General features: G+C 70.2%; 8 protein-coding genes. 4 read left to right on the forward strand and 4 right to left on the reverse strand.

Translation table 11 applies throughout. The annotated features are described in order from the left end of the window. Positions 1–344: 344 nt before the first annotated feature. Positions 345–8102 (forward strand): ricin-type beta-trefoil lectin domain protein, encoded by a 7758-nt coding sequence (locus GA0070558_RS01635; RefSeq protein ID WP_091274686.1) that lies wholly within the window; start codon positions 345–347, stop codon positions 8100–8102. A 526-nt stretch (positions 8103–8628) separates the two neighbouring features. Here the strand turns inward: GA0070558_RS01635 and GA0070558_RS01640 are convergent. Continuing rightward, complete coding sequence (locus GA0070558_RS01640) at positions 8629–8898, reverse strand: hypothetical protein (protein ID WP_091274689.1); 270 nt, start codon at positions 8896–8898, stop codon at positions 8629–8631. A gap of 503 nt (positions 8899–9401) precedes the next feature. Here GA0070558_RS01640 and GA0070558_RS01645 point away from each other — a divergent pair. Together GA0070558_RS01645 and GA0070558_RS01650 are read left to right on the forward strand one after the other, a co-directional pair. Next, positions 9402–10283 (forward strand): helix-turn-helix domain-containing protein, encoded by an 882-nt coding sequence (locus tag GA0070558_RS01645; protein ID WP_091274693.1) that lies wholly within the window; start codon positions 9402–9404, stop codon positions 10281–10283. Positions 10284–10287: 4 nt separating this feature from the next. After that, a complete protein-coding gene (locus GA0070558_RS01650) occupies positions 10288–10467 on the forward strand; it encodes a DUF397 domain-containing protein (RefSeq protein WP_091274805.1) in 180 nt (59 codons plus the stop codon). 40 nt (positions 10468–10507) lie between these two features. Here GA0070558_RS01650 and GA0070558_RS01655 read toward each other — a convergent pair whose 3' ends face one another. Further along, positions 10508–11347: a YhjD/YihY/BrkB family envelope integrity protein gene (locus GA0070558_RS01655; protein ID WP_091274696.1), complete on the reverse strand. Its 840-nt coding sequence runs from the start codon at positions 11345–11347 to the stop codon at positions 10508–10510. Positions 11348–11398: 51 nt separating this feature from the next. On the opposite strand from GA0070558_RS01655, the gene GA0070558_RS01660 reads away from it, so the two are divergent. Further along, positions 11399–11785, forward strand: coding sequence for a GNAT family N-acetyltransferase (locus tag GA0070558_RS01660; RefSeq protein ID WP_091274700.1), 387 nt, complete (start codon positions 11399–11401; stop codon positions 11783–11785). A 7-nt stretch (positions 11786–11792) separates the two neighbouring features. On the opposite strand, the gene GA0070558_RS32680 is transcribed toward GA0070558_RS01660, so the two are convergent. Both GA0070558_RS32680 and GA0070558_RS01670 read right to left on the reverse strand, forming a co-directional pair. Then, on the reverse strand, positions 11793–12647 hold the full coding sequence (locus GA0070558_RS32680) for a type IIL restriction-modification enzyme MmeI (RefSeq protein WP_369523363.1): 855 nt from the start codon (positions 12645–12647) through the stop codon (positions 11793–11795). Further along, a partial coding sequence (locus GA0070558_RS01670; protein WP_141722153.1) for a transposase family protein occupies positions 12644–12957 on the reverse strand: 314 nt, incomplete at its 5' end. The genes GA0070558_RS01670 and GA0070558_RS32680, both read right to left, overlap by 4 nt.

The raw sequence follows: 12957 nt of genomic DNA on the forward strand, positions 1-12957 counted from the left end.
AGTCGCCAGCTCGTCACACTTTCTTCCGTTATCGATTCGTGATCTTGTACGCGCTGTCGTCGAGAGTCGCGACCAAGAGTTGACCTATGCGGCTTTCCTTGGCCCAACTTGCCGGTCATGTGCGGATTGATCCGTCAAGGGGGGAATCCGTTGCCTCGACGGCTCTCGCGAGGAAATAAGCCGTGACCAGGATCACTGGCATGTCGCTCTGATCACGTCCAGTTACCTTGAGTAAGAGTGCTGGTTGATCCACAGTGCTCAGGCGTGCCACGCCCGGCGCGTGCCGTGCCGTCGCGGTCGTACCGCGATCTCTTCCGTCTTCGCGCCTGGGTGGGAGCCGACGTATGCCTGGTACCGGATTGCTGTCCCGACGGCGTCCCGGCCGACCCGCCCGACCGGTCACGGGCCGCCGGCGCTGGTCGTCCACCCGTCGGGCCCTGGCGCTGGCGCTCTCGGTGAACCTGCTGGTGGCGCTCGCCCCCGCGCAGGCATGGGCGGTGCCCGGTGCCGGGATGAGCCGCACCGGGATGCCTGTCGAGCTGCCCGACATCCCCACCATCAGGCACGTCGACCACGACGCGGACGCCGAGACGGAGCTGACCACCGCCGACGAGGTGCCGGTGGACCCGTACGAGCCGCAGGCGGTCACCCCGTGGCAGCAGGACAGCGGCGAGGTGGACCTGACGGCCGCGACCCCCGGCACCCCGCTGCCGGTCGAGGACCTGCCGGTCGCCCTCGGCGTACCCGAGGGCGGCGATCCGGCCGACCTGGCCGGCACCTGGCAGGTCGACCTTTCCAGCCCGGAGGCGTCCCAGGCCGTCGGGGCCCCCGGCCTGATCATGAAGATCACCCCGCCGGTGACCGCGGACCCGGACGCGGAGGTGGCCCTCAGCGTCGACTACACGCCTTTCGCCGACCTCTACGGCCCGCAGGCGGCCGACCGGTTCGGCCTGGTGCTGCTGCCCAGCTGCGTCTACGACGACCCGGACGGCGGGGACTGCGCCCCAGACACCGGCGGCGCGCCGCCCCTGGCTTTCAGCCCCTACCAGGCACCCGGCCCGGACGCCGGGGCGGCCGTGTCCAGCGAGACGGAACTGGTGCCGGCCGACGAGGCGCCGACCGCGACCGACGACGACGGCACCCGCCGACTCGTCAACGGCAGTGTCTCGATCGGGTCGCTGCTCGCCGGCCCGAGCGGCGCCGCGGGCGCGCGCAGCGCGGCGAGCGCCGCCGGCGCCGGGGTCGTCGGCGTGCTCGACACCGGGGCCTCGGCCGGTGGCGACTACACCGCCACCCCGTTGCTCTCCTCCGGTTCCTGGGCGGCCGGCGCCTCCTCCGGCGCGTTCACCTACGGCTACCAGGTGCAGGTGCCGGAGGCTCCCGGTGGCCTGATGCCCCGGGTGAACCTGGGCTACTCCTCGCAGTCGGTCGACGGCCGGACCTCGGCCACCAACAACCAGGCATCCTGGATCGGCGACGGCTGGGACTACAGCGCCGGATCCATCACCCGCAGCTACGCCAACTGCACGCAGGACTCGAAGAAGTCGGGTGCGAACAACGCCACGCACCGCACCGGCGACCTGTGCTGGGGCTCCGACAACGCGACCCTCTCCCTCGGCGGCATGACCACCGAACTCGTCTGGGACGCCGACGAGGAAACCTGGTTCACCGCCAACGGCGACGGCTCCCGGGTGGAGCTGGTCGAGGACACCGGCAAGGCGAACGGCGATGCCGACGGTGAGTACTGGATCGTCACCACCCGCGACGGCACCCGTCACCACTTCGGGATGCACCGCCTCCCCGGCTGGTCCACCGGGGACCCGGTCACCAACTCGGTGCTGACCGTCCCGGTCTACGGCAACCACGCGGGCGAGGACTGCTACCAGGCGGGCAACTGGGCCGGCTCGGTCTGCACCCAGGCCTGGCGCTGGTCGCTGGACTACGTCGAGGACGTCCACGGCAACGCGATGAGCCTGTGGTGGGCCAAGGAGACCAACCACTACGCGCGCAACTTCAACTTCAAGGCCCCCGTTTCGTACGACCGGGGCGGCTACCTCACCCGGATCGACTACGGGCAGCGCGCCAACACCATCTTCTCCGCCGCCCCGGCCGCCCAGATCACCTTCACGGTGGCGGAACGGTGCTTCGCCGAGGGCACCGTCACCTGCACCGAGGCCAACTTCACCAGCAGCGACCCGGCCAAGTACCGGATCTGGTACGACACCCCGGCCGACCTGCGTTGCAGTGACGACAAGAAGTGTTGGAACGCCTCCCCGTCCTTCTTCACCCGCAAGCGGCTCGACAAGATCACCACCTCGGCGCAGCGGCAGCCCGGCAGCACCGCCCGCCAGGTGGTCGACGAGTACCAGCTCGCGCAGGCGTTCCCCACCACCCGGACCGGCCCGAACACCGCGCTCTGGCTGGAGTCGATCACCCGGACCGGGTACGGGCCCACCGGCGGCACCGACAAGATCACCCTGAACCCGGTGCGTTTCGAGGCCAACCCCGAGGACATGCCGAACCGGGTGCGCAACGACGACCGCCCCGGGTTCTCCCGGCTGCGCATCGCCCGCATCATCAACGAGTACGGCGGCGAGACCGTCGTCAGCTACAAGCAGCCGACAGGCGGCTGCGCCACCGGCACCGGACTGCCCGGCAAGACGGACACCACCGCGCTGAAGAACAACAGCCGGCTCTGCTACCCGTCGTTCTGGCACCCCGACCCCAGCGCCGAAGAAATCGACTGGTTCCACAAGTACGTGGTGGACAGCGTCGAGGAACTCCCCGCCATCGACGGCCCGGCGGTCAGCACCCTCACCCGGTACAGCTACGCCGACCCCGGATGGAAGCTCGCCGAGCAGGAGTTCACCAAGAAGTCGGCCCGGACCTACTCGCAGTTCGCCGGCTTCGCGCAGGTCACCGTCCGCACCGGCGAGACCGACGCGGACCACGGCGACGGCAGCGTGGCGACCAAGTCCGTCACCCGCTACTTCCGGGGCCTGGGCGACGACGTGTCCGTCGAGGACACCGCCGGCCAGGAGATCGCCAAGGACCGCGAGCCGTTCGCCGGCCGCATCGCCGAGGAACTCACCTACCCCACCGCCGACGCCGCGGCCGGCGACTGGCTCACCCGCAGCGTCACCTACCCGGCGGCCGAGGAACTCGGCCGGCGGGACCGGGACGACGGGCTCAGCCCGCTGCGCGCCTGGCGGGTCACCGAATCCCGGGTGGTCGCGCACAGCCGCTCCTCCGGCACCGGCGACGACACCCGCACCACGCGGAAGGTCGAGACGAAGACCAGCTACGACGCCACGCACGGCCTGCCGACGCAGATCGAGTCGCTGGGCGACACCGGCAAGACCGGCGACGAGACGTGCACCCAGCTCAGCTACCTGCACCGGCTCGACCGGAACCTGGTCGGCCTGACCCAGCAGATGCTGACCAGCCCCACCACCTGCGCCGCCGCCACCTGGACGAACCTGGCGTCGCTCAGCTCCGCCAGCCGGATCGGCTACGACGGCGCGGCGTACGGGACCGCCCTGGCGGCGGACACCCGCGCCCTGGTCACCCAGACCTGGTCGCTGAAGGGCGACGGCTCCGGCTTCCAGTCCGACGGCACCGTCGGCTTCGACGCCCTCGGCCGGGTCGTCTCCCGCACCGACCCCGACCTGAAGACCTCCACGACCACCTACACCCCGACCGCCGGCCAGCCCTTCCAGGTCGAGGAGAAGAACTCCCTCGACCACCGGCAGATCCAGGAGTTCGACCCCGGCCGCGGGGTCGTGGTGCGCAGCACCGACCTCAACGACCGGGTCAGCGAGTCGAAGTTCGACGCCCTGGGCCGCCTCGTCGAGGCGTGGGCCGCCGGCCGCGCCCCGTCGGCCGGGGCGATCCCCGACTTCCGGGCCGAGTACACCATCCAGGCGGGCAAGCCCCCGTACGTCACCACGAAGGCCCGCAGTCACGAGAACCGGGTGGAGACCGCGGTCACCATCTACGACGGCCTGGGCCGGGAACGGCAGAGCCAACAGGAGGCCGTCGGCGGCGGACGGCTGATCACCGACACCCTCTACAACCGGGCCGGCGAGGTGGGGCAGACCCGCAATGCCTACTACGCCGACGGCAACCCGAGCGGCACCCTGTTCACCCCGGCCGCCGACACCGCCGTGCCCAACGCCACCCGCTACACCTACGACGGGCTCGGGCGGGTCGTCGAGGAGATGCCCGTCCACAACGGCGTCGAAGTGCCGCTGCGGTCCACCCGCTACGAGTACGGCGCGGACCACTCCACCGTGCTCAACCCGGCGGGCGCGGCCTCGTACCGGCTGTTCACCGACGCCCTGGGCCGCACGGCGCGGGTCGACACCTACACCAAGGGCGACCGCAGCGCCTTCGTCTCGATGCGCTACCAGTACGACCCGCAGGGCCAACTGACGCGGGCCACCCACTCCGAGAACCCGAAGGAGTGGACCTGGAGCTACGACCACCGGGGCCGGCCGGTCAGCGCCACCGACCCGGACACCGGCGTCACCACCCTCACCTACGACCACCGGGACCGGCAGGTCACCAGCACCAACGCCCGGGGCGTCACGGTGTGGAACGGCTACGACGAGCTGTCCCGCCCCGTCCAGCAGCGGCTCGGCGGCAGCAGCGGCACCCTGCTCGGCGAGTACACCTACGACACGGTGGCCGGCGGGAAGGGCCTGCCGGCCACCGCCACCCGCTATACCGACGGGCTGCCGTACACCCAGAGCATTGGCGGCTACACCGACGACTACCAGCCGACGTCGACCACGCTGACGCTGCCCGCGAGCATCGCCAGCACCTGGGGCCTGCAGACCTCCTACACGTACGGCTACACCTACACCGACACGGGCATGCCCGAGTCGACCGTGCTGCCCGGCGTCGGGGCGCTGCCCACCGAGAAGGTCCTGGTCCGCTACACCAAGGACGGCCTGCCCCTGTCGGTCTCCGGCAAGGACTGGTACGGCGCGGAGACGGTCTACTCGCCGTACGGCCAGGTGTTGCGCTCGACGCTCGGCGCGCAACCGCACCGGGTCTGGGCCATGGCCTCCTACGACGACGCCAGCGGCGCCCTGACCAGCCAGCAGGTCTACCGCGAGAAGGCCGGCGACACCGGCGTCGTCGGCGGCAATCTGGTGTCGAATCGCCACTACTGGTACGACAACGCCGGCAACGTCCTGGCCATCCGCGAGCAGGCCGACGGCATCCAGGAACGGCAGTGCTTCCAGTACGACGCGCTCGGCCAGCTCAAGCGGGCGTGGACCGCCGCCGACCAGGCGTCCTGCGCGCCCGGCCCGGCGGGCACGGGTGGGGTGCTCAACGTGGCGGCCGGCACGGACGGCTCCGGCTACTGGCAGGAGTACGAGTACGACCTGCTCGGCAACCGCACGAAGCTGGTGGAGAAGGACCTCACCGGCGACACCGCCAAGGACGCCACCACCACCTACGCCTATGGCAGGGCCGACGGCAGCCAGCCGCGCACCCTCACCACGGTCACGAAGAACTACGTCACCCCGGCCGGCGCCGCGATCACCGCCGCCGCCCAGCGGCTGTACGAGCTGACCGGCGAGACGAAGTCGGTCACCTCGGTGCAGAACGGCGACGAACAGACCCTGACCTGGACGTACGACGGCCAGGTCGAGCGAATCACCGGGCAGGGCAGCAAGGGCCGGACCTCGTACGTCGGCCTGGGCAACAAGTGCCTGGACCTGAACGCCGGCCACGCCGCGGCCGGTCAGCCGGTGCAGTTGTTCGCCTGCAACGACACGGTCGCACAGAAGTGGGCATTCACCCCGGCCGGCGGGCAGCCCGACCCCAACCTGGGCACCCTGTCCATCTACGACACGTGGTGCGTGCAGCCGACCGGCACGACGGCCGGGTCGGCGGCGCAGATCCGCGCCTGTGACGGTGGCACCGACCAGCGGGTGGAGCGCCTGTCCACCGGGCAGCTCCGGCACACCTCGTCGGGTCTGTGCCTCGCGGTGCGCGACGCGGCCACCGCCGACGGCACCCCGATCGTCCTAGCCGCGTGCGCGGGCGGGGCGGCGGCGCAGCAGTGGCAGGCGCAGAACGAGACCCGGCACATCTACGGGCCGGGCGGCTCACGGCTGCTGACCGTGCAGGGCCGGCAGGCCACCCTGCACCTGGGCGAGTCGCAGGTGACCACGCAGCAGGGCGGCGCGTTGGTGAGCAGCCAGCGCTCGTACGCCGCCCCGGGCGGGTCGGTGCTGCGCTACGCCCACGGCACCAACCCGTCCGCCCTCGCCGCCGTCGTCGGCGACCACCAGGGCACCCCGTACGCCGAGGTCACCCTCGACGCCACCATGACCACCCGGATCCGCAAGCAGGACCCGTTCGGCAACCAGCGCGGCACCGCCGCCCTGGCCGCCAACATGCAGACCCCGGCCGGGTTCCTCGGGGCCAACCGTGACGACCCCTCCGGGTACGTGCCGTTGGGCGCCCGCCTCTACGACCCCAGCGTCGGCCGGTTCCTCTCCGCCGACCCGGTGCTGGACACCGCCGACCCGTTGCAGTCCAACGGCTACGCCTACGCCCACAACAACCCGGCCACCCACACCGACCCCTCGGGCCTGTCCATCTCGCTGACCCCGTCGGAGACCGCCGCGGCCCTCGCGGGCGCGGGCCTGTCCGCAGCCCAGGTCGCCGACGCCCAGGCCATCATGGGCAAGTCCGTCACCTCGATCATCCTGTCCGTCGCCTGGGACGTCCTGAAGGACTTCCTCGGCATCAACGCCGCCTTGGGCTGCTTCGGCGGCAGCGTCTGGTCCTGCATCGACCTCGTCACCAGCATGCTGAGCCCAGGCCTGAAGGCCGCCAGGAGCGCGCTGAAGATCGCCAGCGCGGTGAAACGCACCTTCAGCGCCATCCGCGCCCTCCAGAACGCCAAACGCGCCGCCGAGAACGTCCTGCGCGCCGCCAAGGCCGCCGAGACCGCTGCCCTCAACGCCAAGAAACTCGCCATCGAACGCGCGAAGCAGGCAGCGCAAGCCGCGAAGAAGAAGGTTCAGGACAAGGTCAACACCGTCAGCAACCGCGCCACCGAGCAGGCCAAGAAGACCGGCAACCCCGTCCAGAAGCAGGCCCAGGCCCGCGCCAACCCCAAGGGCTCCACCGCAGCCACCACCAGAAACGGCGGCGGCGGAAAGTCAACGGGCTCCAAACCCGGCGGTAGCTCGGGCGGCTCCAACCGCTCCAACGGTGGCTCCAGCGGAGGCGGCGGCACCGGCAAGGCCAATGGCGGTGGCGGCTGCAACACCGACAACAGCTTCACCCCCGGCACCAAGGTCCTGATGGCCGACGGCACGACCAAGCCCATCGAGGACATCGAACCCGGCGACAAGGTCCTCGCCACCAACGCCGACACCGGCGAGACCGAGGTCGAGACGGTCACCGCCACCATCACCGGCACCGGCACCAAACACCTCGTCACCATCACCACCAGCGATGGCCGGAGCGGCGGGGACGGCGACAGCGGCACCACCAAGATCACTGCGACAGACGGACACCCCTTCTGGGTACCCGAGCTTCGCCAGTGGGTCGACGCCACCGACCTCCAGGTTGGGCAGTGGCTCCAGACCAGCGCAGGCACCCGTGTCCAGGTCACCGCGGTCCAACGACACGTCACCACCTGGGCAACCGTCCACAACCTCACCATCGCCAACACCCACACGTACCATGTGGTAGCCGGCAACACTCCGGTCCTCGTTCACAACTGCACGACTGATCTATATCGTATTTCTCCGAAGGCTCGAGGTTCTAGTGAGTTGGATAATGGCCTCGATCCGGAGAACTTTCCGTTGGACTGGAATGAAGGTCTGGATGGCTCGGCGTATTTTGGCAATCAGAAAAGGGTTGAAGATTGGGCTGCCCACCACGGCGATACTCACGGTCAGGGGTTCAGGGTGACGGTCCCGACCGCCTGGCTGGAGAGGAACGGGATTGAGCCAATGGAAGACTTCCTGAATGAGGGAGCAGTCGAGTATGCTATCCCGTCGCATCTGTTCGAGGAATTCAATTCCTTTCCGCGCGATCGTTGGGTGCCAGGCAGGTCCCGATGACTTGCGCGGAGTTTCGCAAATACTCCCTCATTGAGTGTCGAATCGTGGGACATCAGCACTATGGCCTCGTGGTAGTCGCGATGCCTGATGGCAAAAACGGATTTGTCGATGAATCTGCGATCTCGGACGAACCGTACGCCCCGCCAGGTGATTGGCCTCGTATCGGTGAGCTATTGTTGTGTGTTGTTCTCGGCCATACTAGGGATGGCAGGCTTCGGTTGAGTTCCCGTCCACGCGACATAGAGCTTGTGCGTGCCGTCCTTGATGTGGAATCAGCGCTTGCTGAATGGCGGCAGGTGCGTGACGATCCAAGCGGCGGCGAGGGTCGTCTGCGGCAGTTTCTGAGGTCGAGGGATGCTGTGCCGACACTGCGGTGGGCGAAGAGTCGGCCTTCGGGTTCGATTGATCGGGTGCGTGCGTTGGAAATCATTGCTAAGGCCCCGGAATCATTGCTGCGATATTTGCGCAACTGAGCCATGTCTGCGAAAGATGATTGGGGGTCGGGGTGTGGCGGGGGTGCGGGTGGTCAGTGGCGGGCCCAGCCGATGAAGCGGGCGAAGTAGTCCGCCGGATCCACCTCCTCCGGATGGGTGCGCAGTCGGTCGGCGATCGCGTCGTGCATCAGCACGCACAGGTAGATCGCCAGCCCGACCCGGTCCCGCGCGTACTCGGCGCGTAGGCAGAGCTTCGCCGGTTGGCAGGGCCACGGCGCAGCACACACCCGACACCGCCACGTCGGGCGGGCCGCCACGTGCCGGCGCAGTTCGGCCAGCGACACCCCGTACCCGCTGCTCATGGTCGTCGCCCGCCCCACCGTAGGGGCCCGGCGGCCCGGTGCGGCGCGGTCGCCGGAGCCCTCGACGGTGCGGTCGCCAGGGCCGCCAACAGAGGGGTCGCCGGCGCGGTCGGAGTGGCGCGGCCGGTTCACCGCCTGCCCGCCTGCCGCTCCGGGTCGGGCCGGCACAGCATGCGGTCGGGGCAGGGCCAGCGCAGGCCGCACACGCAGTGCCGCCCCCAGCGGGACCAGTCGCGGCGGTGCGTCGGGCCCAGCGGAACGGGCCGGTCGGTGCGGCGTCTTCCGGGGATGCCCACGTGTGCCTCCGGGGTCGGGTCGGTTGATGGGGGAGGGGGCAGGAGCCGGGATGAGGTCGGGGGAGGCTCCTGCCCCCTCGGGGGACCACGCCGCGAAGCGGTGGTCACTGATGATGCTCGTTTCGTTGCTGGCGGTGAGCAATGCTTCGGAGAAGAATGCGGACCAAGGGATGAGGTGCCTTACGCGACGACAGATAAGGGGATGACGTGGACGACTCGGGCAGCACAGTCCCGCGTAGGCAGCTCGGCAGATATCTGAGGGAGCTTCGCGAGAACGCGTACGTGACGGTCGCGGCGGCGGCCAAGGAACTCGAATGGTCGGCACCCCGGATCTGGCGCTACGAGACGGGTCAGGTCTCGATGCACCCGAACGACGTGGAGGCCATGTGCCGGGTCTACGGCGCGTCCCGCGAGACCATCGACACCATGCGCGCCCTGGCCCGGGAGACCAAGGCGCACGGCTGGTGGCACAGCTACGGGGAGGCGATCAAGGACTGGTTCAAGCTGTACGTCGGCCTGGAGTCCGCCGCGACGCGGATCCGCAAGTATGAGGCCGACCTGGTGCCGGGCCTGTTGCAGACCGTCGAGTACATGACCGAGGTGATCGCCACCGACTGCCCGCAGTTGAGTGAGGCGGAACGCCAGGCGAAGGCAGACGTGCGGCTGCGCCGGCAGCGGCTGCTCGTCCGGGCGATCCCCCGGGCGCCGCAGCTCGACGTGATCCTCAGCGAGGCGGTGCTGCGCCGGCCGCTGCGCGACCGGGCGGCGATGGTCCGCCAGCTCGACGCCCTGACGGTGGCGGGTGGGCAGCACAACGTGACCGTGCGAGTGTTGCCGCTGGACGCCGGGCTGTTCCGCTGGTCGCAGGCGGGCACGTTCACCATGCTCGACTTCCCGCAGAATGTGCGGGAGCCCGAGCCGACCACCATCTACTCCGACGGGCCGTGCGGCGCGGTCTACCTGGACCGGCCGCACGAGATCGAGACGTACGAGGAGGCCTGGCGTTCGCTCGCCGAGCGGGCGCTGAGCGGGGCCGAGTCCCGCGAGCTGATCGCATCGATGGCGAAGGAGATGTCCAGTGCAGCGTGACGGTGTGTGGCGCACGTCCACCCGCTCCGGCGGGGAGGGTGACTGCGTCGAGGTGGCGGCGTTCGCCGAGGCGGTCGGCGTGCGCGACAGCAAGGACCGCCAGGGCCCGACGCTGAGCTTCGCCCCGGCGGCCTGGGCCGGCTTCGTCGGTGCCACCCGTGCGGGATTGCTCGACCGCCCCTAGCGGCACCCGGGCAGGAGGCCCGCCGCGCCCTCGCGCGTGCTCATCGTGTGGCGGCGCGGCGGGACCGCCAGCCCGACAGCGCGAGCGTCGCCGAGTACCCGGCCAGCACGATCACGTGGAAGAGATAGAGCCACAGCAGCACCGCCACCCCGCCGCCGATCGCGTCGAAGCCGCCGAACGGCACCCCCAGGTCGAGCGGCAGCGAGGCGAACAGCACGAAGCCGTGCAGGAACCCGGACAGGTTCGCCGCCGTGAACGACCCCATGCCCAGCGTCGACAGGAAGTCCGGCGACGCCGGCCCCACCACCCGGAACACCCACATCAGCACCGGGGTGAGCACCAGCCAGACGCCGAGGAACGACAGCACGACGCCGAGCGCGCCCAGCCAACCGCCCCGGCGGACCAGCCCGGTCGTCACCGGCAGCGCCAGCAGAATCGACAGCAGCAGCGCGGGGGCGGGCGCGAGCAGCGGGAGCAGCAGCAGCCGGCCCCGCCAGCCGACCAGCGACCCGTCCGGCTCGCGCGGCACGGCCACCGACACGAACGCCCGGCGCAGCCCCTCGCCGTAGAGCGACGCCGGCAGCAGCGAGGCCAGCGCCAGCGCCGGGGTCAGGCCGAGCCCGGCCTCCAGCAGCGCGGCCACCGCCCGGTGCGCACCGATGTCGGTGGGCAGCGTCTCGATGGCGTACGAGGTGAGCCGCCGCACCCGGTCCGCCCCGGCGACCAGCCCCGTCGTCCAGATGGCCAGCAGCGCCACGGGCACCACGGCGATCGCGCCGTAGAACGTGATGGCGGCGGCGTGCAGCGACAGGTCCCGTCCGCGTACCGGCCGGAACGCGGCGCTGACGATCCGCTTCGCGCGCTGCCATCCGTCTGCCACCGCGTCCTTCTTCCCCGCCCCGCCTCCCGTCACGCATTACGATCCCGCGTCATGACCGTGCTTACCACGGAACGCCTCAACATCCGCGACTGGACCGCCGAGCCGGGCGACCTGGCCCGGATCTACGACATCTACTCCCGTGCCGAGCTGCTCAAGCCGCTGCCGGGCCGCGACGAGCGCGTGCCGACCACCGACATCGAGGTCGGCTGGCACCTGCACCCCGACTCGTGGGGCCACGGGTACGCCACCGAGGCGGCCCGCGCGCTGGCGGCCCGGGAACTGGCGACGGGCACCCCGCGGGTGTGGGCGGTGGTGTCGCCGGGCAACACGGCGTCGGCGGCGGTGGCCCGGCGGCTCGGCATGGCCTACGTGGGCCGGCGCACCGACTGGTACGGCGGCGAGGAGCTGGACGCCTTCGTCCTCCGCGCCACCCCCTGACGCGCTGTCAGTCGACCGGTAGCCCGAGCTGCTGCGCGACCGACCTGCCGTCCCGGCCGGCGAACGGGTCGTAGGCGCGCTGCCCGGCCGCGATCTCCGCGTTCAGGGCGAAGAGGCGGCGGGCGATCTCGTGCTTGTCCTGCGCGATCGACTTCGGCCAGCCGTAACAGGCCGCGACCGCCTCGTCCAGCTCACGGTGCAGCTTCCGGAGGTCCGCGTACGCGCCCTCGTCCACCAGGTTGTAGAGCCGGGTCAGCCCGAACTGCTGCTCGGCGCAGATCTCCTGCCGCCGGCTGATCATCCGCCGGCTCGCCTCGGCCACCCGCTCCCGCTGCTCGTCGGTCACCGGGTACGGCCACGGGAACGGCAGGAACGCGGAGGTGGGTGTGTACCGTAGGTCGCCCTTCAGGGTCGACGACTGCGACCAGGCCCAGGCGCTGTGCGTGGACGACGACAGCACCCCCATCGAGTAGTCGTCGTCGAACGCGAAGACGTAGACGAGGTCACTCGGGCAGGTCCACGGCTCGCACCAGGTCAGCAGCAGCCGCTTTCCGACCCGCCCCGCCGCGATGTACCGGGGCAGCCCGGCTAGCGCGGCACGGATGGCGGTATAGGGCCGCCCGAAACTCCACCAGTTCTCGCGGCGAAACCGATCCTTGTTAGTCTCCCGAACTGGCTTGACCCGCTCGCGAACGATCTTGATTGCCGCGGGATACCTCAAGGTGGCTTCCAACGGTCGCTGGCCGAAGTCGATAATCCACCGACGTGGCTGCTGGGCAGGGTGCTCGGCAACATCCTCGCCGACCAGGTATGGGCGGACCACCTCGCGGTAATCGACCTTCTCAGATCGAGCCATTTTCATCCTGCGTAGCGGTTGGCTTCGACGTGGTGCAGCACGAGGATGGCCTGAACGATCGCGGTCGCGCGGTGTGGGCAGCAGCGCAGCTTGGTCAGGATCTTCCAGGTCTTGAGTGTGGCGATCGCGCGTTCACCGCGAGCACGGATCTTCGCGTGCGCCCGGTTCACGGCCTTCTGTCGGCGTGACAGCTTCGGCCGGAAGCGGCGCCGCTTGAACGGTGTGCGCACGCTACCTCGCGCACCCTGATACCCCTTGTCCGCGAAGGTCATCACATCCGCGCTGGTCAGGGCATCGATGATGCCGTGATCGCGGG

The sequence above is a fragment of the Micromonospora haikouensis genome, assembly GCF_900091595.1.
Taxonomy (GTDB): Bacteria; Actinomycetota; Actinomycetes; order Mycobacteriales; family Micromonosporaceae; genus Micromonospora; species Micromonospora haikouensis.